Annotated in this window: 24 protein-coding genes, 1 tRNA gene and 1 pseudogene; 16 read left to right on the top strand and 10 right to left on the bottom strand. The window is 66.1% G+C overall.

The window, feature by feature from the left end; all coding sequences use genetic code 11:
- Positions 1-61: 61 nt before the first annotated feature.
- The 7 genes and pseudogenes from mmr to AADZ55_RS06765 all read left to right on the top strand — a co-directional run bounded on the left by mmr (position 62) and on the right by AADZ55_RS06765 (position 5,999).
- Positions 62-385 carry a multidrug efflux SMR transporter Mmr gene (gene mmr / locus AADZ55_RS06795; RefSeq protein ID WP_085326643.1) on the top strand — a complete coding sequence of 108 codons (324 nt, stop codon included), beginning with the start codon at positions 62-64 and terminating at the stop codon, positions 383-385.
- A pseudogene (locus AADZ55_RS06790) lies at positions 382-1,024 on the top strand (TetR/AcrR family transcriptional regulator). The gene mmr and the pseudogene AADZ55_RS06790 overlap by 4 nt, the downstream one beginning before the upstream one ends.
- A complete protein-coding gene (locus AADZ55_RS06785; RefSeq protein ID WP_207569135.1) occupies positions 966-1,610 on the top strand; it encodes a DUF732 domain-containing protein in 645 nt (214 codons plus the stop codon). The pseudogene AADZ55_RS06790 and the gene AADZ55_RS06785 overlap by 59 nt, the downstream one beginning before the upstream one ends.
- 71 nt (positions 1,611-1,681) lie before the next feature.
- The gene (locus AADZ55_RS06780) at positions 1,682-2,239 is read left to right on the top strand and encodes a DUF7676 family protein (RefSeq protein WP_085326655.1); all 558 of its coding nucleotides are present in this window, start codon (positions 1,682-1,684) and stop codon (positions 2,237-2,239) included.
- 12 nt (positions 2,240-2,251) lie between these two features.
- The gene (locus tag AADZ55_RS06775; RefSeq protein WP_341286270.1) at positions 2,252-3,967 is read left to right on the top strand and encodes a PPE family protein; all 1,716 of its coding nucleotides are present in this window, start codon (positions 2,252-2,254) and stop codon (positions 3,965-3,967) included.
- Between the two features lie 312 nt (positions 3,968-4,279).
- Complete coding sequence (gene trhA / locus AADZ55_RS06770; RefSeq protein ID WP_165759326.1) at positions 4,280-5,023, top strand: PAQR family membrane homeostasis protein TrhA; 744 nt, start codon at positions 4,280-4,282, stop codon at positions 5,021-5,023.
- A 163-nt stretch (positions 5,024-5,186) separates the two neighbouring features.
- A complete protein-coding gene (locus AADZ55_RS06765) occupies positions 5,187-5,999 on the top strand; it encodes a DUF1906 domain-containing protein (protein WP_085323409.1) in 813 nt (270 codons plus the stop codon).
- 35 nt (positions 6,000-6,034) lie between these two features.
- Here AADZ55_RS06765 and AADZ55_RS06760 read toward each other — a convergent pair.
- Together AADZ55_RS06760 and pgm are read right to left on the bottom strand one after the other, a co-directional pair.
- Positions 6,035-6,107, bottom strand: a tRNA-Ala gene (locus AADZ55_RS06760).
- Positions 6,108-6,173: 66 nt separating this feature from the next.
- Entirely contained in the window at positions 6,174-7,817 is a 1,644-nt protein-coding gene (gene pgm, locus AADZ55_RS06755; protein ID WP_085323408.1) for a phosphoglucomutase (alpha-D-glucose-1,6-bisphosphate-dependent), read from the bottom strand.
- A gap of 104 nt (positions 7,818-7,921) precedes the next feature.
- Between pgm and crcB (AADZ55_RS06750) the strand changes: the two genes are divergently transcribed.
- From crcB (AADZ55_RS06750) to AADZ55_RS06740, 3 genes are read left to right on the top strand one after another with little or no spacing between them, the layout of a single operon-like run.
- Entirely contained in the window at positions 7,922-8,320 is a 399-nt protein-coding gene (crcB, locus tag AADZ55_RS06750; RefSeq protein WP_085323407.1) for a fluoride efflux transporter CrcB, read from the top strand.
- Entirely contained in the window at positions 8,317-8,700 is a 384-nt protein-coding gene (crcB, locus tag AADZ55_RS06745) for a fluoride efflux transporter CrcB (protein ID WP_085323406.1), read from the top strand. Before crcB (AADZ55_RS06750) ends, crcB (AADZ55_RS06745) begins: the two co-directional genes overlap by 4 nt.
- Positions 8,697-9,806: a DUF190 domain-containing protein gene (locus AADZ55_RS06740; protein ID WP_085323405.1), complete on the top strand. Its 1,110-nt coding sequence runs from the start codon at positions 8,697-8,699 to the stop codon at positions 9,804-9,806. Before crcB (AADZ55_RS06745) ends, AADZ55_RS06740 begins: the two co-directional genes overlap by 4 nt.
- On the opposite strand, the gene AADZ55_RS06735 is transcribed toward AADZ55_RS06740, so the two are convergent.
- Genes AADZ55_RS06735 through AADZ55_RS06725 form a run of 3 tightly spaced genes read right to left on the bottom strand, consistent with a single transcriptional unit; the run spans position 9,807 to position 12,287 of the window.
- Positions 9,807-10,433, bottom strand: coding sequence for a GNAT family N-acetyltransferase (locus AADZ55_RS06735; protein WP_085323404.1), 627 nt, complete (start codon positions 10,431-10,433; stop codon positions 9,807-9,809).
- Positions 10,434-10,458: 25 nt separating this feature from the next.
- A complete protein-coding gene (locus AADZ55_RS06730) occupies positions 10,459-11,325 on the bottom strand; it encodes an LLM class F420-dependent oxidoreductase (protein WP_085323403.1) in 867 nt (288 codons plus the stop codon).
- 38 nt (positions 11,326-11,363) lie between these two features.
- The gene (locus AADZ55_RS06725) at positions 11,364-12,287 is read right to left on the bottom strand and encodes an HpcH/HpaI aldolase/citrate lyase family protein (RefSeq protein ID WP_085323402.1); all 924 of its coding nucleotides are present in this window, start codon (positions 12,285-12,287) and stop codon (positions 11,364-11,366) included.
- Between the two features lie 177 nt (positions 12,288-12,464).
- Between AADZ55_RS06725 and AADZ55_RS06720 the strand changes: the two genes are divergently transcribed.
- Entirely contained in the window at positions 12,465-13,181 is a 717-nt protein-coding gene (locus AADZ55_RS06720) for a hypothetical protein (protein WP_133056394.1), read from the top strand.
- On the opposite strand, the gene AADZ55_RS06715 is transcribed toward AADZ55_RS06720, so the two are convergent.
- A complete protein-coding gene (locus AADZ55_RS06715) occupies positions 13,132-13,761 on the bottom strand; it encodes a TetR family transcriptional regulator (RefSeq protein WP_119184870.1) in 630 nt (209 codons plus the stop codon). The genes AADZ55_RS06720 and AADZ55_RS06715 overlap by 50 nt on opposite strands.
- A gap of 108 nt (positions 13,762-13,869) precedes the next feature.
- On the opposite strand from AADZ55_RS06715, the gene AADZ55_RS06710 reads away from it, so the two are divergent.
- The 3 genes from AADZ55_RS06710 to AADZ55_RS06700 are packed head-to-tail and all read left to right on the top strand — an operon-like array spanning position 13,870 to position 17,415.
- On the top strand, positions 13,870-15,084 hold the full coding sequence (locus AADZ55_RS06710; RefSeq protein WP_085323399.1) for a cytochrome P450: 1,215 nt from the start codon (positions 13,870-13,872) through the stop codon (positions 15,082-15,084).
- Between the two features lie 29 nt (positions 15,085-15,113).
- Entirely contained in the window at positions 15,114-15,590 is a 477-nt protein-coding gene (locus tag AADZ55_RS06705; protein WP_085323398.1) for an SRPBCC family protein, read from the top strand.
- Positions 15,583-17,415, top strand: coding sequence for a sulfatase-like hydrolase/transferase (locus AADZ55_RS06700; RefSeq protein WP_085323397.1), 1,833 nt, complete (start codon positions 15,583-15,585; stop codon positions 17,413-17,415). The genes AADZ55_RS06705 and AADZ55_RS06700 overlap by 8 nt, the downstream gene beginning before the upstream one ends.
- 14 nt (positions 17,416-17,429) lie before the next feature.
- Here AADZ55_RS06700 and AADZ55_RS06695 read toward each other — a convergent pair whose 3' ends face one another.
- The 3 genes from AADZ55_RS06695 to AADZ55_RS06685 form a co-directional block, all read right to left on the bottom strand.
- A complete protein-coding gene (locus tag AADZ55_RS06695) occupies positions 17,430-17,816 on the bottom strand; it encodes a DUF2750 domain-containing protein (RefSeq protein ID WP_119184869.1) in 387 nt (128 codons plus the stop codon).
- 58 nt (positions 17,817-17,874) lie between these two features.
- Complete coding sequence (locus tag AADZ55_RS06690) at positions 17,875-18,699, bottom strand: LLM class F420-dependent oxidoreductase (protein ID WP_085323481.1); 825 nt, start codon at positions 18,697-18,699, stop codon at positions 17,875-17,877.
- Between the two features lie 89 nt (positions 18,700-18,788).
- The gene (locus AADZ55_RS06685; protein ID WP_085323395.1) at positions 18,789-19,658 is read right to left on the bottom strand and encodes an oxidoreductase; all 870 of its coding nucleotides are present in this window, start codon (positions 19,656-19,658) and stop codon (positions 18,789-18,791) included.
- A gap of 91 nt (positions 19,659-19,749) precedes the next feature.
- Here AADZ55_RS06685 and AADZ55_RS06680 point away from each other — a divergent pair, with 91 nt between their 5' ends.
- The gene (locus AADZ55_RS06680; RefSeq protein ID WP_085323480.1) at positions 19,750-20,346 is read left to right on the top strand and encodes a TetR/AcrR family transcriptional regulator; all 597 of its coding nucleotides are present in this window, start codon (positions 19,750-19,752) and stop codon (positions 20,344-20,346) included.
- A 23-nt stretch (positions 20,347-20,369) separates the two neighbouring features.
- On the opposite strand, the gene AADZ55_RS06675 is transcribed toward AADZ55_RS06680, so the two are convergent.
- Positions 20,370-20,771, bottom strand: a complete 402-nt coding sequence (locus AADZ55_RS06675) for a DUF4267 domain-containing protein (protein ID WP_085323394.1) — start codon at positions 20,769-20,771, stop codon at positions 20,370-20,372.
- A 49-nt stretch (positions 20,772-20,820) separates the two neighbouring features.
- Here AADZ55_RS06675 and AADZ55_RS06670 point away from each other — a divergent pair, with 49 nt between their 5' ends.
- Positions 20,821-21,708 carry an SPFH domain-containing protein gene (locus AADZ55_RS06670; RefSeq protein WP_085323393.1) on the top strand — a complete coding sequence of 296 codons (888 nt, stop codon included), beginning with the start codon at positions 20,821-20,823 and terminating at the stop codon, positions 21,706-21,708.
- The last annotated feature ends 5 nt before the right edge of the window (positions 21,709-21,713 follow it).

The following is a 21,713-nucleotide window of genomic DNA, read 5'->3' as shown; positions in this document are numbered from 1 at the left end:
GTTGCGGTGACACTCGCTCATGTACATTTGTACATGTACTTTTGTACACAAAGGAGGCGTCTTGATCTATCTGTACCTCTTGTGCGCGATCTTCGCGGAGGTGGTGGCGACCAGCCTGCTCAAGAGCACGGAAGGCTTCACTCGGCTGTGGCCCACGGTGGGCTGTCTGGTGGGTTATTCCATCGCTTTCGCGCTGCTGGCCCTGTCGATATCGCGCGGCATGCAGACCGACGTGGCCTATGCGCTGTGGTCGGCGATCGGCACGGCCGCCATTGTGCTCATCGCCGTGCTGTTCCTCGGCTCGCCGATATCTGTGACCAAGGTCGTCGGCGTCGGCCTGATTGTCGTCGGCGTGGTCACATTGAATCTGGCCGGCGCCCATTGACCGCACGCTCGGACCGCCGTCCGCGCGACCCCGCAGGTCGCCGGCTAGCGATCGTGGAGGCGGCCGGACGCGTGATCGCCCGCCGAGGCCTCGGTGGGCTGACCCACCGCCGGGTCGCCGCGGAGGCGGATGTACCGGTCGGGTCGACCACCTACTACTTCAGCGACCTCGACGCGCTGCGGGAAGCCGCGCTCGCACATGCGGCGACCGCCTCGGCCGACCTGTTGGAGCAGTGGCGCCGCGACCTCGACAAAGACCCCGACCTGGCCGCCACGCTGGCCCGGCTCACCGCCGTGTACCTGGCCGACCCGGATCGGCACCGCACGCTCAACGAGTTGTACATGGCGGCCACCCATCGACCGGAGTTGCAGCGGCTGGCCCGGCTGTGGCCGGACGGTCTGCTCGCGTTGTTGGAACCGCGTATCGGTCGACGCGCCGCCACCGCCGTCACGGTGTTTTTCGACGGCGCCACGCTGCACGCGCTTGTCACCGGTGCCCCGATGAGCACCGATGAACTCGCCGATGCCATCGCCAGACTGGTTGCGGACGGCCCGCAATAGCGCGATGGGACAATCTACCCATGCGGGACGAACCCTCGACCGAGACCGCAGCGGCTCCGACAACCAGTGTGGAACCTGAAACCGCGAGCAACCAAACCTTCGCCGCGCCCGAGGTTCCGACTGCCTACTCCGATGAGTCAGACGTTGGCGCGGCCGACGAAAGCGAGGAAGCCGAAACCGCGCAAGCCGCCGAATACCAATCCTGGCTCACCGTGTGGGGAAGTGCGGCAGCACTGCTGATGGTCGGTGTCGGGTTGGCGGCGGCCATCGTCTTGGGGCGGTACGCGTTCGCAAACCGGAACACCGACCAGCCCGACGCCGCGACGCCGCCCACCGTGCGGCCCACGGCGACCCGTTCCGCCGTCCCGCCGACGCAGTCGGCGCCCCCCGCTGCGCCGCCGTCCACCTCGCAAAACCCAGAGCGGGATGGCGTCTTTCTTGACAGCCTGCATGATCGCGGCATCGGGTTCACCAACCCCGATGCCGCCGTCTACAACGGCAAGATGGTGTGCACCAATCTCTCTAGCGGCATGACCGTGCAGCAGGTGGTCGAGGCGTTGCGGAATAGCAGCCCGGCACTGGGCGAGAAGACGACCGCCTACGTGACCATCTCGGTTCGGACGTACTGCCCGACGTACGATGCTCTGTTACCGCCGGGATCCTGACTGGGGCCAACGGATCGCCGTGGCGTCGTTGGGTGTCCCGCAAGGCCCCGCCAGCACAGAAAGGTGGCGCCGTGACCGTCACCAACCCGGCCATCGTCGATACCGAAGACGGCGGCCGCGAGCACTGCTGGCCGTTGCCCGCCGACCAACGAAGCCTGCTCGACCTGATCCATCTGTGCTTTGACGAGTACTGGGACGAGATCTGGTTCGGGATCATCGTGGAGGGCGCGGCCTGGGAAGTGGCGGCACCAAACCGGCCCAAGCGCATCTCGATGCACGACGGCTACGCCACCGTCGATTTCGGCCGCTGGCATTTTCACTTATGTATCGGCGACCACAAGCTGAGCGGACCCGAGCTGGGCCGAATCCGCAGATGTTCGCGCGCCGAGCTGTACCGCCGGATCGGCGCAGACGGGTGCCCGACGTCGTGGGGCGTGCGCCTCTACAACGGGCGCGACGAACAAATGATGACGCTACTGCTGCCGAACCCGTTTTTGACCAACGATCAACAGATCCGCGAGCGGCCCGCCTGGGGACAGCTGGAACTGTGGGACCGGTTGCGGGCCCGCTATCTCGGGCTGGATCCGGACGCCCTGGACCGCGCCGGCAAGGGTTTTCGTCATGGCTGACGCGGTGGGCCGATGACCGCCCCGATCTGGATGGGCTCACCACCGGAGGTGCACTCGGCGCTGCTGAGCAGCGGCCCGGGCCCGGGCCCGTTGCTGGCCTCCGGGACAACATGGCGCTTGCTGAGCACCGCCTACGCCGAGACGGCCGAGGAACTCGCCGAGCTGTTGGCGGCGGTGCGGGGCGGGACCTGGGACGGCCCGAGCGCGCAAGCGTATGTGGCCGCCCATGCGCCGTATCTGGTGTGGCTGATACAAGCCAGCGCCGACAGCGCGGCCATGGCCGCCCAACAGGACACCGCGGCCACCGCCTACACCAGCGCACTGGCGGCCATGCCGACCCTGGCCGAGCTGGCCGACAACCACGCCACGCACGTGGTGCTGGTGGCGACGAATTTCTTTGGCATCAACACCATCCCGATCACGGTCAACGAGTCCGACTACACGCGGATGTGGATTGAGGCGGCCACGGTGATGGGCAGCTACCAAGAGGTCTCGATGGCGGCGGTGGCCGACGCACCGCAGACCTCGCCGGCGCCGCAGATTGTGGAAGCCGACGCGCTGCCGGCCGCTGCCGACGGGTCGTTACCGCCAATCCCCGACGGGCAGAACCAGATCATGCAATGGCTGCAGCAGATCGGGTACACCGCCTTCTACAACAACGTCATCCAACCCTTCATAACCTGGCTGGCGAACATCCCCTTCTTCCAAACGATGTTCTCCGGAATAAATCCGTACCTGCTCCTGCTCGGCAATCCGCTGTCCTTCTTTAGCCCGCTCAACATCGCGTTCGCCCTCGGCTACCCGATGGACATCGGCTCCTATGTCGCTTTCCTGTCCCAAACCTTCGCGTTTATCGCGGCGGACCTGGCCGCGGCGTTTGCCACGGGCAATCCCGCGACCATCGCTTTCACGCTGATGTTCACCACCGTCGAAGCCATCGGCACGATCATCACCGACACCATCGCGCTGCTGAGGACTCTGCTCGAGCAGACCATCGTGCTGCTCACGAGCGTGTTGCCCCTGCTGACCGTCCCGTTGGTGCCGTTGGCCCTCGCCCCCGTGGGTGCGGTTGGCGGCCTCGCGGGCTTGGCGGGGCTGGCGGGCCTGGTCGGCCCGCCACCCGCGCTGCCCGTCCCGACGCCCGTCGCGGCGCTTGCTCCGCCCCCGCCCCCGGCCCCCACCGCCACCCCAACTCCGCCGCCGACTCCCGCGACCGCGACCGCGCCGGCCCCCGCCCCCGGGCCACCACCGCCGCCGAGCACCGCACCACCCTCGGTGACCGGTGTGGGTATGGAAAGCCACGCCTACCTGGCGGGCGGCTTGCCCTCGACCGCCCGGAAGGCGGCCGGCACCAGCGCCCGAAAGAAGGCGCCGGAGCCCGATCGCGCCGAGGCCCCGGCGGCCGCGGCGGCGGCCCAGCAACCAGCCCGATCGCAGCGGCGCCGGGCGACCAAGCTCAAAATGATCAGCCGCGGTTACGAATACGCGGACCTAGAGCCCGATACCGACCAAGACCCGAACGGTTCGTCGGACGAGCACCGGGTCGCACTCCTCACCTCGGATCGGGGCGCGCGCACCCTGGGCTATGCCGGAACCGCACGCAAGCAGACCACCACCGCGGCGGCGGGCCTGACCACACTGGCCGACGATGCATTCGGCGGCGGCCCGCACCTGCCGATGATGCCGGGGACCTGGGGCGCCGACTCCGCGCCGTCCTCCGAACCATAAGCGGCTCAGAATAGGCTGCTCAGGACCGTGTCTCGCCTGGTGGAGCTGGCTCGAACCCCCTGACCCCGACGCTGCCAGGACCAGGCGGACCCTTTGAGCAGTCGGAATAGGACCGATGAGGCGGTGTCGCCGGCCCAGCGCGGGGAGCGACTGTCGTCAGGGTTGTCGTCAGAGCTGTGGTCAGCGGTTTGGGAGCTGCCGGGGCGGCCCGCCGAGGGAGGTAGGCTCAGTCGCGCTCAGTCGCGCGCCGTCATCGGCTCGCCCGAACAGGGAGACACGTTGAACGCGCTCATCAGCGACGAGTACAAAGTGATATCCCGCCGGCCAGACCCGACGGAAGCTACTTCGGTCCGCGAGCCGGTGGCCCCAGTCGTGGACGACCTGCCCCAGGGACTGGCCGACACCGTTGCCGACCTCATCGGGAAGCCACGTGCTCGCGGCTGGATCCACCTCTGTTCGGCGGTCACCGCCACCATGGGCGGATTGGCACTGGTGTCGGTTGCAGGGATCGCGTCGTCGCGGAAAGCGGTCCTGGCGTCGGTGATCTACACCGTCACCATTGTCGCGATGTTCAGCGTCAGCGCCATTTATCACCGCAAGCACTGGCACAATCCGGTTGCGCTGAAGTGGATGAAGCGGCTCGATCACTCGGCGATCTTCGTGTTCATTGCCGGCAGTTACACTCCCTTCGCGCTCTTGGCGATGCCGCAGCGCACCGGAGCAGAAGTGCTGACGATCGTGTGGTCCGGCGCGCTGGCCGGGGTGGCACTCAAGATGTGGTGGCCGTCCGCCCCGCGATGGGTCGGCATACCGCTGTACCTCTTACTAGGCTGGGTGGCGATCTCCTTCGCCGGCAGCCTGCTCGACGGCGGGGGCCCGATGGTCGTCGGCCTGCTCGTCCTAGGCGGCGTCCTCTATAACATCGGCGCCATCCTCTACGGCGTTCGCTGGCCGAACCCGTGGCCGCACACGTTCGGCTATCACGAGTTTTTTCACGCCTTCACCGCAGCTGCGGCGGTGAGCCACTACGTCGCGGTTTGGTTCGTCGTCCCATAGTTGGCGTCGCGAACGGCCAGGCCGACTCTTCGCGAGCTATTTGCTCAGCCCTTGGGTCCGCGAGTTAGCCCACTGACTCTGTCCGGTGAACGACACGGACCCGATTTGATATCAGCTTAAACACACCATCTTTTCACAGCAGTCACATTGTTAACATCACGCGATGGACATGTCGGCGTGTCTAAACCTCCGGCGGTCGCGCCCAATTTCCCGGCGTGACGTATTGCGCTACACCATCGCTGTGTCCGCAATGCCAGCGTTGTCTGCGGCATCGGCTATGGCGTCTGCCGCCGCCCCAGCGGCGGCTGCTGCGACTCCCAAACTGATCGACTTCGCCCAGAGCCAAATTCCAGCGGAGCACATTCGAGCTGCTGGCTATTCCGGCGTCATCAACTACGTCTCGCTGTCGCGGCCCGGTGCGTCCTTTGGCGCCAAACCGATCACCCGGCCCTACGCCGACCAACTGAAAGCAGCCGGGCTGATGATCGTCAGCAACTACCAATACGGCAAGCCAGGCGGGACAGCATCATCGGACTTCAAGCGCGGGTTCAACGGCGGCGTCGCCGACGCTCGCACCGCCTGGAAGTTGCATACCGCAGCGGGTGGCGGTCATAGTGCCCCAATCTTCTTTACCATCGACGAAGACATAAACCACGAGACCTGGAACACCCTGGCGTTGAAGTGGTTTCGCGGAATCAATTCGGTGTTGGGAGTGCAACGCACCGGCGTCTACGGCGGTATCGATGTGTGCCAGTGGGCGGCCGCCGCCGGTGTTATCGGAAGTTCGCGCACCCCCGGCCACCGGTGGGCGTGGCAGACCAAGGCCTGGTCGCACGGTCGGATCGACCCCGCCGCAGTTCTCTACCAACGCGTGGTGAGTACGGCGTCGAATCCAGGCCCAGTCGTCGGGGGACACGAAGTCGACGTCAACGACGTCCTTGCCCAGGATTACGGTCAGTGGAGCCTGCATCCATGAGCCGTGCATTCATGCGGTGAATGCAGTTATACGAGTGGAGCTAAGGGGACTCGAACCCCTGACCCCCACACTGCCAGTGTGGTGCGCTACCAGCTGCGCCATAGCCCCATGTAGTGGTGCCCATCGAAGCTACACCACTGTCCAGATGCGTTCAAAGTCCCTGCTCAAGCCCGCTCACTCGATGACCTGATTGACCAACTCCCGCGCGGTTTGTTGGACCTCGGCCAGATGCAGCGGTCCGCGGAAGGACTCTGCATAGATCTTATAGACATCCTCGGTGCCCGACGGCCGCGCGGCAAACCACGCGTTGGCCGTCGTCACCTTGAGCCCACCCAGCGGCGCGCCGTTACCGGGCGCGGTCGTCAGCTTGGCGGTGATCGGCTCACCCGCCAGCTCGGTGGCGCTGACCTGCTCGGCCGACAGCTTGGCCAGCCGGGCCTTCTGCTCCCGGTCGGCGGGCGCGTCCACCCGCGCATAGGCCGGCGCCCCGTATTCGCCGGCCAGCGCGTGATATCGCTGCGACGGCGTGCTGCCGGTGACGGCCAGGATCTCGGCGGCCAGCAACGCCATGATGATGCCGTCCTTGTCGGTGGTCCACACCGATCCATCCCGCCGCAGAAACGATGCCCCCGCCGACTCCTCGCCGCCGAAGCCGAGGGTGGCACCGATCAGACCGTCGACGAACCATTTGAACCCGACCGGCACCTCGATGAGCGGACGGCCGGCGCCGGCGACCACCCGGTCGATGATCGACGAGCTGACCGCCGTCTTGCCGACGGCGATGCCGGCCGGCCAGGACGGGCGGTGGGTGTAGAGATAGTCGATGGCCACGGCCAGATAGTGGTTCGGGTTCAGCAGCCCTGCGTCGGGGGTGACGATGCCGTGCCGGTCGGCGTCGGCGTCGTTGCCGGTGGCGATCTGGTAGTGGTCCGGGTTGGCGAACATCGTTCGGATGAGCCCAGCCATCGCGTCCGGTGAGCTGCAGTCCATCCGGATTTTGCCGTCGGTGTCCAACGTCATGAACCGCCACGTGGCGTCGACCAGCGGATTGACCACCCTCAGGTCCAGGCCATGCCGGTGCGCGATCTCGGCCCAGTAATCCACGCTGGCCCCGCCGAGCGGGTCGGCGCCGATCCGCACCCCGGCCTCGCGAATGGCGGCCACATCGACCACGTTCGGCAGGTCGTCGACATAGTTGCCCAGGTAGTCGTGGCGCTGAATCGCCTGCATCGCGCGCGCAAAAGGTACCCGCTTCACCCCCGACCCACTGCGCAGAATCTCGTTGGCGCGCTTGGCTATTGCGTTGGTCGCGGTGGTGTCGGCCGGGCCGCCGTTGGGCGGGTTGTACTTGAAGCCGCCGTCGGACGGCGGGTTGTGCGACGGCGTCACGACGATCCCGTCGGCCAATGCCTCGGTCCGGCCGCGGTTGTGGGTCAGGATGGCGTGGCTGATCGCCGGCGTCGGCGTGTAGCGATCGCGGGAGTCGACCACGGCCACCACCTGATTGGCGGCGAGTACCTCCAACGCCGACACCCATGCCGGTTCGGAAAGGCCATGCGTGTCACGGCCGATGAACAGCGGCCCGGTGGTGCCCGAAGCGGCGCGGTACTCGACGATGGCCTGGGTGATGGCCAGAATGTGTGCCTCGTTGAACGCTCCGGTCAGCGCCGAACCCCGGTGTCCTGAGGTGCCGAAAGCCACCTGATGATCGACGTCGTCGGGGTCGGGTTCGATCGAGTAGTACGCGGTCACCAAGTGGGGCAGGTCGACGAGGTCCTCGGGCTGGGCCGGCTGACCGGCTCGCGGGTTGGCCACCATGGCTACCAATTCTGCCCACCTACCACCGCTGCGGCTTCCCCCACTCGCCGGTCTCGCCCTACGCTGCGAAAGCGCACCAATGGCACAGCGAAGGGAACCGACGAGTGGCGAACCACGACTATCGGGAGTTGGCCGCGGTTTTCGCCGGCGGAGCGTTGGGTGCTCTCGCCCGGGTGGCGCTGGGCGCGCTCGCCAAATCCGACCCGGCTCGCTGGCCCTGGCCGACCTTCACGGTCAACATCGTGGGCGCCTTTCTGGTGGGTTACTTCACCACCCGGCTGTTGGAGCGATTGCCGCTGTCGAGTTATCGACGCCCGCTGCTCGGCACCGGATTGTGCGGCGGACTGACCACCTTCTCGACGATGCAGGTCGAGACCATCAAGATGATCGAACACGGCCATTGGGGTTTGGCCACCGCCTACACCGTCGTCAGCATCACCCTCGGGTTGCTGGCGGTACACCTGGCCACGATCGTGGTACGCCGGGTGCGGGTACGCGGATGACATCGGTGACGGCCATGACGGTCGCAGTCTGGATCGGCGTGATGCTCATCGGCGGCATTGGGTCGGTGTTGCGTTTTCTCATCGATCGCTCGGTGGCCCGCCGAGCGGCCCGGGCATTTCCCTACGGCACACTCACGGTGAACATCACCGGAGCCGCGCTGCTGGGGTTCCTCGCCGGCCTGGCGTTGCCGAAAGACGTAGCCTTGCTGGCCGGCACCGCGTTCGTCGGCGCCTACACCACCTTTTCCACCTGGATGCTGGAAACCCAACGGTTGACCGAGGACCGCCAGCTGGTTTCGGCGATGGCCAATATCGTCGTCAGCGTTGTGCTCGGTCTCGCCGCGGCACTACTCGGGCAGTGGATCGCGGAGCAGATATGAACGAGCAATGCTTGAAGCTGACCGCGTATTTCGGCGAGCGGCAACGCGGGGTCGGCACGGCCGGGGGATTTCTGGCCGACGCGATGTTGGATCTGTTCGGCTCCCATAACGTCGCCACCAGTGTGATGCTGCGCGGGACCACCAGTTTCGGGCCCAAGCACGAGTTTCGCTGCGACCAATCGCTGAGCCTGTCCGAGGACCCGCCGGTGACCGTCGCCGCCGTCGACGTGGAGTCGAAGATCCGCCGCCTGGTCGACGACGTCACCGCGATCACCGACCGCGGACTGGTGACCCTGGAACGGGCACGATTTCTCACCCGACACAGTGGCGCCGAGACAGTCGGTAGCATCGACAGCCGAACCGGCGATGCCGCCAAGCTCACCGTCTACGCCGGCCGCCAGGTGCGGGTCACCGGCGCGCCTGCCCACTACGCCATCTGCGAGCTGTTGCATCGACGTGGATTTGCGGGTGCCACCGTGCTGCTCGGCGTTGACGGCACGGCCTACGGTCGGCGCTGCCGGGCCCGGTTCTTTGCCCGCAACGTCGATGTTCCGCTGATGATCATCGCGATCGGAACGCCCGCACAGGTCGCCGATGCCGCGCGGGAACTCGCCACACAGCTGCCCAATCCGCTGCTGACCGTCGAACGGGTGCGGCTGTGCAAGCGCGAAGGCGACCTGCTGGCCCGACCCCAACAGTTGCCGCAGACAGATGACCAGGGACGCACCCTCTGGCAGAAGCTGATGGTGCATACCGCCGAGGCAACCCATCACGAGGGACTGCCGATCCACCGCGCGCTCGTCCAACAACTGATGCAGTCCCAAACGGCTCGGGGCGCTACCGCGCTGCGCGGCATCTGGGGCTTTCACGGCGACCATAAGCCGCACGGGGACAAGCTATTTCAGCTGGCGCGCAGGGTTCCGGTGACCACGATCATCGTCGATACGCCCGAGGCCATCGCGCGCAGTTTCGACATCGTCGATGAGCTGACGACGCGGCATGGGCTGGTAACCAGTGAGATGGTCCCGGCCGCGGTGTCGCTCACCGGGTCACCCGATGGGACTCGAAAGACCGGTGAAACCCCGCTCGCGCAGTACGACTACTGATCAGGCCCCGCGAAGGCGAGGCACGTCGTCGAGCGTGCGGGGTAGCACGTAGAGCGCCAACCGTCGATTCGCCACATCGCATTCGCAGAGAAAGACGCAACCACCGAGCTCACAGAATCGACGCGCACCGTTGTTGCGGTGGTCCGGATCGAAAAAGATGCGGCGACACTGCGGTTCGGCATTGAACACGCTGGCCACGAAATGCGGCAACAGGAACTGAGCGGTTCCTCGCCCGACGATGGCCGGATCGGCGGCGGCGGCGCGGATACCAAGATCGTAGGGATGGCATTCATATCGGCTGGTGACGGAATCCTTTGCGGCCCGGTATAACTCGAGGTATCCGTGATCTTGTCCTTTCACGCTGCCGACGAACGGCCGCGAATAGCTGCCATCGAGTTGCGCGCGCAGGTACCGTTGCCATCGCGACGCCGGCCATGCGGACGCCCACGTTTCGACCAGGTGCGGCCGGCTCATCCATTCGGCGATCAACTCGGCGTCAGCATCCGGATCGACCAGGCGAAATGCGTACGGTGCGGGCACCTCTGGCATGGGTGGCGGCGGGACACGACGGACCTCGTCGGCCAGCTCGGTCAGTTCCCGCGGGAAAAGTGCTTCGGCTTCAGTCATCTCGACCGGGCAGCCTCCTAACCAACTACGCGGACATCCATTTGCCGGCCAGCGCCGAAACCCAGCCCGCCACGGCCGCAGCATTGTCCGGTGGCGCCGCGACCAACACCAACTCGTCAACGCCCAGTTCGGCGAGCGCATCGATGTCGCCAACTTGAGGGCTACGCAGGGCCACGGCCAGACGCAGCTCGGCCCGATCCCGACCCGACGCGGCACACAGCTGGTCCAGCTTGTCGACCCGCTCCCGCACCGCGGCAACGCCGTCGAGGTTGAACCCGTACCAACCATCTCCCCAGGCCGCCACCCGCCGCATTGCCGGATCGCTGTTGCCCCCGACCACGACCGGGATACGACGATCGCGAACCGGCTTGGGGTTGACCCGGATCGAGTCGAATCCGGCGAACGTCCCCTCGAACGATGCGACGTCGTCGCGCCATAACGTGCGCATCGCGTCGACATGTTCGGCGGTACGCGCCCCGCGCCGCTCGAATGGCACTCCGAGCGCGTCGAACTCCTCCTTCGACCATCCGACGCCCACGCCCAGCGTCAGCCGCCCACCGCTGCACCGATCCAGACTCGCCGCTTGTTTGGCCACAATCACCGGGTTGTGCTCGGGCAGCAGCAGCACGCCGGTCGCGACGCCGATCCGGGACGAGGCGGCGGCCGCGAAGCTCAGCGCGATCATCGGGTCAAGCCAATCCGCCTGCGCCGGGACCGCGATGACGCCGTCCTCGGAGTATGGGTAACGCGACGCGGACCGGTCCACCATCACGACATGTTCACCCACCCACAGGGTGGCGAAGCCGCAGTCGTCCGCCGCCGCCGCGACGGCATCGATTACGGCCCGGTCGGCCCCGGCACCGATGCCCAACGCATGCAATCCCAGTCGCACCGCACGATCGTCTCACGGCGCACATAGCCGAACCAGGTTCAGTAGTGATAAGTGTCCGTCGGGGCAGGCATGTGAACCGGTTCGTCCTCGAAGTCGGACACTTCGATGCCGTAGGCCCGAGCCAGATCGAGGATCTTGGTGGCCCGAGCAATGCGCGGCAGGTCGGACCCGTTGCGGATCTCTCCCCCGTCGCGGGCGAACTCGGCGAAAAATTCTTTCGCCCAGGCGATTTCGTCGTGCGACGGGGATAGTCCCTCATTCACCACCGAACACTGGTCCGGCGATAGGCAGATCTTGCCGGTCATCCCGAACTCGGCGGAGACGGCCGTGGCCTCGATGAGCTTGAGCGCGTTGGAGCCGATGGTCGGCCCGTCGATCGCGCTGGGCAGACCGGCGGCCCGTGCCGCGATGGTGAAGCGTGACCGCGCATAGGCCAAGGTGGCCGAGTCTTCTCCGAAGCCGGTGTCACGGCGGAAATCGCCGATACCGAAGGCCAGCCGGAAGGTGCCCTTGGCCGCGGCGATCTCGTTGATGCGCTCCAGACCCCGCGCCGTTTCGACCAGCGCGACGATCGGCACATTGGGCAGTCGTTTCGCGGTCTCGGTGACATGGTCCACCGACTCGACCATCGCCAGCATCACGCCGCCAACGGGGTTCTCGGCCAGCATCGCTAGATCGTCCGCCCACCAGGGCGTGCCGAAGCCGTTGATCCGAACCCACTCAGCGTTTCCATCGCCAAGCCAACGCACGACGTTGTCCCGGGCGGCGTGCTTGTCTTTGGGCGCGACCGCATCCTCGATGTCGAGCACCACGATGTCGGCGGGTGAGTGCGCCGCGGACTGGAACCGGTCGCCATGCGCGCCGTTGACCAGTAACCAACTCCGGGCCAGAACCGGATCGATACGGGAGCCGGGCACCGGATCCGCCTCGTTGGTGTTGACCTGTTCATACATTGAGGTCATCTATCGTCTCTTCGCTATGTCGATGTCGAGATTGTGCTCCTTAAACGGTAGCGACATCACAAAACGGATCGTCGGGATGCCCCGTATCGACGGCATAGCCCAATATTGACGCTGTTGGGCCTGCTCGTCGCCGAGCGGGCAGCCAGTCGTCCGTTTCAAGCGAAGGACCGCACGTCGATGACGAACGAGATGATCGTGATCAGCCTCACCGTCGCCCCCGAGGACGACGCGGAGTTCACCCGCTTCTACCACCACCGCTACCTCCCCAGGCTCCTGGCCCGATTCCCGGAGATCGTTTCGGCGCGACGATATGTGGAGCACAATGTCGAGGGCACCCTGCGCTACTACACTAAGCAGCAGCTCACGTTCTATGAGCTGGCGCCGGACGTGGACGGAGCGCGGTGCGTGGCCGAGTTCGCGACCCGGGCGGCGGACGACGCCGAGAAGATTGAATGGGCGGCTTGGGCGGAAGACCGGTTGCGCGGCCTCGAGTCCGCTTGCCTGTACCGCAAACGCTACGAACATCGGCGCACGCCGCGACACGGCACCTTCTTTGACGGACCGTTCTTCATGGTCAGCGTCGAGACCAAGCCGGAGTCGAGGGAACGGTTCGACCGGTGGTATGAACAGACCTACCTGCCGCGCAATGTCGCAGATGTTCCGCTTTGGTCCGGTTGTCGGCGATACGAGAGCGTCGGTCGTTCGCCGGGCCGTCAACTCACCCTCTATGGGGCCGCCGATACCGCGTCGCTTGCCGGCGCACTCGAGCAAATGCGCGCGCCATATCGGCTGGCCGAGAACGCATCGTGGAATGACTGGGATGAGGGCGTCGACCCGGCCATCCTCAACGAGGACGCGACCAGCTTCCGGCCGGTGTTTCGGTACCCCGACTAGTGCTCGCGCCCGACGTCAAGCGGAACAAGGCACGGTCCAGCGTCGGCAAGATCTCGGTGATGGCAATCTCACCCGCCGCGAACCGCGCCACGAGGCCGTAGGCCAGGTTCGACACGATTGGCGGGAGGTCTTCGACCAGGCCGGCGTCAGCGTCGCCGAGAACGGCCATGGCGGCCGGCACGACGGCGTCTAGACCCCGGCTCACCAGCCGCTGACCACCGGGGGCTGACCGGGCGCGAAAATACGCTCTGAGCATGTCCGGGTGCCGCTCCCAAGGTTCGAAGATCGTCCTGAACACCCGCATCAGGCCGGCATAGCTGGATTCGTCCGGATCGTGGGTCTGCGCGGCCAAACCGGCGTACCGGTGCACGTCCATCCAGCACTCCAGCGCCGCCAGGATCAGCTCGTCTCGGGTCGGATAGCGCTTGTAGATGGTGCTCAATGACGTCCGGGCGCGCCGTGCGACCTCCCGCAGTTGCACGGCGTCGTAGCCGTCGGTTTCCAGCATGTCCACGACAATGTCGAGGATGCGATCGTAGCGGCGATTCGCGTCGCCGGTCATCACTTCAGCGCTAGCCATTTCCAGCTGACCCTTGCCGTCAGACGAGTAACAAGGTTACGGTACCGGGTGTAACGAGGTTACTCAGGTCTCCGGCGGGGTTGCCTTGTACGGAAGGACCGGCCCAGCATGGCGATCGCGCCCGACACCCCACACCACACCGGGGTCTACTACGACCCCTACGACGTCAACATCGCGGCCAACCCATATCCCACCTACGCCCGCCTCCGCGACGAGGCGCCGATCTACTACAACGAGCGCCACGATTTCTGGGCTTTGTCGCGCCACGCCGACGTCGAGAACGCGTTGTCCGATTGGGAGACCTTCTCCAGTAGCAGGAGTGACATCCTCGAACTGGTCCAGTCCAAGTTCGACATGCCTCCGGGCGTGATGATGTTCGAAGATCCGCCAACGCACACCATGTTGCGCGGGGTGATGTCGCGCGTTTTCACGCCGCGTCGCATGGCCGAGATCGAGGACCAGATCCGGCGCTACTGCGTCCGTTGCCTCGACCCGCTCATCGGCTCACCGGGTTTCGACATCATCGCCGAACTCGCGTCGATGATGCCGATGCGCGTCATCGGGATGCTGCTCGGCATTCCCGAACACGACCAGATCGGCGTCCGCGACGCCAACGACGCGAACCTGCGCACCAGGCCCGGTACCCCGATGCGGGTGACCAACCCCGATGCGATCGCCGATGGCCGCATCTACGCCGACTACATCGACTGGCGTGCCCGCAACCCCTCCGACGACCTGATGACCGCGCTGCTTAACGTCGAATTCCAGGACAAGACGGGCCGGACCAGAAAGCTCACCCGCCCAGAGGTGCTGCACTACACGCAGGTCGTCGCCGGCGCGGGAAACGAAACGACCGGCAGACTCATCGGCTGGCTGGCCAAGGTGCTCGCTGAGCATCCCGACCAGCGCCGCCAACTCGCGGCAGATCGGTCGCTGCTGACGCGCGCGGTCGACGAAACGCTGCGCTACGAGCCGACCGGCCCGCATGTCGCGCGTTACACCGTGCGCGATTTCGAGTGCTACGACACCGGTGTGCCGGCCGGCAGCGCGGTGTTGCTGCTTTTCGGCGCCGCCAATCGCGACCCCGCCCGCTACCCGGATCCCGACACATACAACATCCATCGCGACAACATCTCCCATCTCACCTTCGGCAAGGGTGTGCACTACTGTCTCGGCGCGAATCTGGCCCGCCTGGAAGGCCGGGTGGCGCTCGACGAATTGCTCAACCGGTGGCCGGACTGGGACATCGACTACGACAGCCTGCAGCTCGCGCCGACGTCCACCGTTCGCGGCTGGGAGCGGCTGCGCATCGTCCTACCGTGAGGCCAAATCTCGCCGCAATACCCCCGGCCATGGTGTTGGATGGCGTGGTGTCCGACATCAGCCGCAGCCGGACGATAGCGTCCCGGCCACAAGCCATCTGGGACGTCCTGGCCGACTTCGATGCCCTGAGTTCATGGGCCGCGCGCGTTGACCACTCGTGCGTGTTGACCCATGGCCCGGACGGCGGGCAATTGGGCACCACTCGGCGCGTGCAGGTGGGCCGCAACGCGCTGGTGGAGCGCGTCACCGAGTTCGACCCACCGGCGGCGCTGGCCTACCGCATCGAGGGCCTACCCACCCGGCTGCGCAAGGTCACCAACCGCTGGACACTGCGGCCGGCGGGTCCCGCCGACGCGGTGACCGTGGTCACCTTGACCAGCACGGTCGAAATCGGCGGCCACCCGCTGGCTCGGCTGGCGGAACTTGTTGTCGGCCGCGCCATGGCCAAGCAGTCCGACGCGCTGCTCGCCGGGCTGGCACACCGATTGGAGAACCAGCATGCCTGACCGTCCCGACATCGTCATCGTGATGACCGACGAGGAGCGCGCGGTGCCGCCGTACGAGTCGGCCGATGTGCTGGCCTGGCGGCAGCGCACCCTGGCTGGTCGCCGCTGGTTCGACGAGCACGGGGTCAGTTTCACCCGGCACTACACCGGTTCGCTGGCGTGCGTGCCCAGCCGCCCGACGATCTTCACCGGCCACTATCCGGATCTGCACGGCGTCACCCAGACCGACGGCATCGGCAAGCGGTTCGACGATTCGCGGCTGCGATGGCTGCGGGCCGGCGAGGTGCCGACGTTGGGTAACTGGTTTCGCGCGGCCGGGTACGACACGCACTACGACGGCAAGTGGCACATCTCGCACGCCGACCTGCAGGACCCGGTGACCGGCAAGTCGCTGGCCACTAACGACAACGACGGCGTCATCGACCAGTCCGCCGTGCAGCGCTACCTCGACGCCGATCCGCTTGGGCCATACGGCTTCTCCGGGTGGGTGGGTCCCGAGCCGCATGGAGCGGGGTTGGCCAACAGCGGTTTTCGTCGCGACCCGCTCATCGCCGATCGCGTCGTGGCCTGGCTGATCGACCGCTACGCGCGCCGTCGCGCCGGTGACGCCGCAGCGAAGCGCCCGTTCTTGCTAGTGGCCAGCTTCGTCAACCCGCACGACATCGTGCTGTTCCCCGCGTGGGTGCGGCGCAGCCCACTACGGCCGTCCCATCTGGACCCTCCGCCGGTGCCGGCGGCGCCCACCGCCGGCGAGGACCTGTCGACGAAGCCGGCCGCACAGATCGCCTTCCGGGAGGCCTACTACTCCGGATATGGTCCGGCCCGCGCGATCAGGCGCGGCTACGAACGCAACCTGCAGCGCTACCGCGATCTCTATTACCGGCTGCACGCCGAGGTCGATGGGCCGATCGACCGGGTGCGACGCGCCGTCACCGACGGCGGATCCGACGATGCCGTTCTGGTCCGTACCGCCGATCACGGCGATCTGCTTGGGGCGCACGGCGGACTGCACCAGAAGTGGTTCAACCTGTACGACGAGGCGACCAGGGTGCCGTTCGTCATTGCCCGCATCGGCAAGCGGGCCACACAACCGCGCACGGTCGCGGCGCCCACCTCACACGTCGACCTGGTGCCGACGCTGCTCGGCGCGGCCGGCATTGACGTAGATGTCGTGGCGGCAACCCTGGCCGAATCGTTCTCCGAGGTGCATCCGCTGCCCGGCCGTGACCTGATGCCGGTCGTAACCGGGGATGGGGCCGACGAGTCGGTTGCGGGCCGGGCCATCTATCTGATGACCCGCGACAACGTGCTCGAAGGCGACACCGGAGCATCGGCAGCGGCTCGGCAATTGGGCCGAACCGTCAATCCGCCTGCGCCGCTACGCATCAAGGTGCCCTCCCACGTGGCGGCCAACTTCGAGGGGCTGGTCGCACGGGTCGACGATTCCGATGCCATCGGCGGGGCGGGGCACCTGTGGAAACTGGTGCGCACCTTCGACGACCCGGCCACCTGGACCGAACCCGGTGTGCGCCACCTTGCCACAAACGGGATGGGCGGCGAGTCCTATCGCACCGATCCGCTTGACGACCAGTGGGAGCTCTACGACCTGACCGCCGACCCCATCGAGGCCGAAAACCGGTGGACCGACCCCGAACTGCACGAGCTACGACAGCACCTGCGCATGCAGCTCAAACAGCAGCGTGCGGCATCCGTGCCGGAACGCAATCAGCCGTGGCCGTACGCCAATCGACAACCGCCGCCGGCCGACGCGTCAATCGGTGTGGTGCGTGCAGTCTTTGGGAGGTTGGCGCGACGATCGTGCTAGTTGCGCGCCTGTAGTTATGGCTCCACCTCGCCGAGGAGGACACGGACTAGGTCGATGGGCTCGATCTCAAGGCCAGCCAGGTCGGCGTTGAAGTCCGGACCCAACAAATCACCGCGCTCGTGAATGCCCGTCAATGGCCCGTCGATGAACTTGCGGAGATCATACGAAGCCGGCTGCATAAACGCCCACTCCGCGGTGGCGTGCTGCCGCGCATAGGCGGCGGCGGAGTACACCAGATGCACGGGAATGGGCTCGTCGTCTCCTGTGCAGTACTCGTTCGACTCGACCCACGCTCCCTGCAAGTCGGGGCCGACAAGCAGCCAGATCTCGCTAGTCATGCGCACACGTCCGACAAAGCGCCGATAGCGCGCCTGGAGGTCAGCATTCAAGTGAAAGGCCACGCCCCAATGTAACCCGCAGAACGCGAACGACTTTCGGCCACCGGCGTTGTCGATGCCGTCAATTGAGCGCTAGCTCGGACGCTATCTCGTCCAGTCGCCGCCGCGTCTGATCGCGCGGCTCGGTCGGCAGCTCCAGCAAGACCCGCTCCACCCCCAGCGGCCGGTAGCCCTCAACACCTCTCACCGTCGCTTCCCCCCAGTGGCAGACCGTCACCGGCACGTTCCGGCCGGCAACGGCGCGCAGCCGCTCGAGCGGACCCGACAGCAACTCCGGCGACGAGGTGATCGCAATCCACCCGGCTTCCAGCTGGCTGATGCGGGTAAAGTTCGCCGGTCCCCCGCCCACGTACAGCGGCGGATACGGCTTTGTCACCGGCTTCGGCCAGCAATAGATCGGGTCAAAGTCCACGTATTTCCCGTGGAACTCCGCCTTTTCCTGCGTCCAGATCGCGATCATTGCGCGCAGCCGCTCATCAGCCACCCGTCCGCGCACCGCGGGATCAACGCCATGGTTGGCGACTTCTTCGCGCAGCCATCCCACACCCACGCCGAAGCGAAACCGTCCGGCTGACACCAAATCCAGCGACGCAACCTCCTTGGCCGTCACGATGGGATCCCGCTCCGGGATCAACGCGATACCGGTGCCCAGGATCAGTGTCTGCGTGGCGACCGCCGCCGCGGTCAACGCCACGAACGGATCCAGCGGACGGTAGTACTTCGGCGGAATCGGGCCACCACCGGGAAAGGGGCTCTGCGTGTCTACCGGGATGTGAGTGTGCTCGGCCACGAACAGCGACTCAAACCCGCGCTGCTCAAGTTCCACACCCAGTTCGGCTGGGCCAATGCCCTCGTCGGTAACAAACGTCAGGACACCGAAACGCACGCTTCCTCCCATCGCGGTTGTGGCCAGCCCGACTCTGCCGGGCAGGTCAATACGTGACGATCACAGTCAACCGCATGCGGGCGCGGGTGTCATGACACCCCTACCGAACCCACCTCCGATGAACGGGCATGGAGCGGTCTCGACGTCGTTGTCAACTTGTTGGCTTTGCGAATTCCCTTGTCTACCAGCGCGGAGGGAGCGAACCTGCGCAGCAGCGACAGCCGGCGCGCCAGTGGTCCGGCCGGATAGCGCAACCTCGGCGCACGACTGGTCGCCGCCTTGACGACGACCTGTGCGACCACCTCCGGATCGTCCCCAACGCGCACCGCCTCGGTGAGGACGTGTCGAATGCGCTCACGAGTGGTCGCGTAGCTGTCGATCGGTGAATCCGCATCGGTAGCGTTGGTTTCGAAAGAGGTGTTGGTGTAGGCGGGTTCGACGACCGAGACCCGCACGCCGAATTCGCGGGTTTCATGATCCAGTGATTCCGAATAGCCCTCGACCGCATGCTTTGAGGCCGCATACAACGCGGCGTACGGCGCCGGCAAGATACCCAACACCGAGCCGATGTTGATGATCCGACCGCTGCGCTGCGCCCGCAGATACGGCAGCACCTCGCGGGTCAGCCGCACCAGCCCGAAGAAGTTTGTGTCGAAGAGCCCTCGCGCCTGGGTGATCGAACTCTCCTCGGCGGCACCGAGGACCCCGACTCCGGCGTTGTTGACCAGGATGTCGATGCGACCCGCGCGTTGCAGGACCGTAGCGACAGCCTCGGCTACCGACGCGGCGTCGGTCACATCGAGCGCCACCAACTCCACCCCGGGGATGGGTTTCGTCCGTTGCGGATTGCGGCTGGTCCCGAACACCTCAAAGCCCCTGGCCGCGAAGGTGTTCGCAATGGCCCGGCCGATTCCTGACGAGACGCCGGTAACCACTACCACGGGCGGTCGTTGCTTCATGTCCACTCCTAGTAAACCGAACGGTGTACATCTGCACAGGCGACGGTACGCCACTTGACGCCCGATGTAAACCGGCCGGTATACTTTGGTGGTGATCAGGCAGCGCACGAGCGGCAAGGGCGGCCGTGGTGCCCGCCAGCGCATCCTGGACGCCGCGGCCGAGTTGTTCTATCGGGAGGGCATCAACGCTACCGGCGTTGAACGACTTGCAGCCGAATCCTCGGTATCCAAACGTACTCTTTACCAACACTTTCCGAGCAAAGCGGCGGTGGTGGAGGCGTACCTGCGCAGCATCGAGCAACGCGTCGGGAATCCGATCCAATCCGGGGTCCCGGTCACCGACCAAACCCCGCGCGAGCGGCTACTGGCCCTCTTCGAGGTTCCTGGTGCGGGTGGATCGCCAACGCGGGGCTGCCCGTTCCACAACGCAGCCGTGGAGGCAGCGGGATCCATGCCAAACATTCAACAGATCGTTCTTGCCAACAAGCGGAACTTCATCGATGCACTCACCGAACTGGCCAAGCAGGCCGGCGCGGCCGATCCGCACTCTCTGGCCACCCAGCTCGCCGTTCTTTACGAAGGTGCGGCCGCACTAACCACGTCGATGGCCGAATCATGGCCATGGGCGCGGGCTCACGCGGCAGCTGAGACGCTGATCGACCAAGCGCTCCCCTGGCCACGGCGGTAGTGCCGTTGTTCGGCGCGCGAGCGTCAACCGACCTCGAGGTCCGGCGAGCCCGCTCGGGTGGTCGGGCGCGCCGCGCCCCAGAGTCCAACGCCGATCCCGATCACGGCGCCGCCGAGGCCGATGAGTTGTGACGGCCGCATCTCGCGGTGGACGCTGAGTCCGCCGAGCAGGTCGGCCGCATCGGCGCCAGCCGAGGCGAGGAACCAGCCGCGGGTATTCTTGCCGCGCAGCGCCGCCGCCGCAAGCAATCCACCGATCAGTGCGTCGCGGTAACCCATGGACCGCAACAACAGTCGCGCGGTCGCCGACGACTCATTCCGGTCCCCTCCCCACAGCCGGTTCGCGCGGACGGGATCGACGAGAAACGAGATGCCCGACGCAAGTCGAACACTGCCCGCGACGAGCGCGGCACGGTCGATTGACATGGCCGCAGCCTAATCTTCCTCTAAACAAGCCAGCAGAAGGAGTCCAGGAATGACATGGCAGATCGTGTTTATCGTGATGTGCTTGATCATCGCCGGTGTCGCCGCGTTGGTCTGGCAACTCACCTCCGATGACACTGCGCGCGGCCGCGGCAAAATGGTGACGATAGCCGCCCTGGCAGCAGCCGCCGTGTTCTTCTTCTGGGGCTGCTTCACCATCGTCGGCACCCGCCAGTTCGCGATCGTGACCACCTTCGGCCGCCCCACCGGAGTGAGCCTGAACAACGGCTTCCACGGAAAATGGCCCTGGCAGATGACCCACCAAATGGACGGCGCGGTGCAGATCGACAAGTACGTCAAGGAAGGCAACAGCGACCACCGCATCACCGTGCGGCTGGGCAACCAATCCACCGCCCTGGCCGACGTGAGCATCCGCTGGCAACTCAAGCAGGCCGCTGCCCCCGAACTGTTCCAGCAGTACAAGACGTTCGACAACGTGCGCGTCAACTTGATCGAACGCAACCTGTCGGTGGCGCTCAACGAGGTGTTCGCCGGCTTCAACCCGCTGGACCCGCGAAACCTCGACGTCTCCCCGCTACCTTCGCTCGCCAAGCGCGCCGCCGATATCCTGCGCCAGGACGTGGGTGGCCAGGTCGACATCTTCGACGTCAACGTGCCCACCATCCAGTACGACCAGAGCACCGAGGACAAGATCAACCAGCTCAACCAGCAACGCGCGCAGACCTCGATCGCGCTTGAGGCCCAGCGGACCGCCGAGGCCCAGGCCAGGGCCAACGAGATCCTGTCCCGCTCGATCAGCAACGACCCGAACGTTGTGGTGCAGAACTGCATTACGGCGGCGATCAACAAGGGCATCAGCCCGCTGGGTTGCTGGCCGGGCAGCTCGGCGCTACCCACCGTTCCGGTGACTGGGCGGTAGCCGCC

Source organism: Mycobacterium decipiens (genome assembly GCF_963853665.1).
Classification (GTDB): domain Bacteria; phylum Actinomycetota; class Actinomycetes; order Mycobacteriales; family Mycobacteriaceae; genus Mycobacterium; species Mycobacterium decipiens.
Note: the sequence above shows the minus strand (reverse complement) of the source record. Positions and strands in the feature narration are given on the sequence as shown.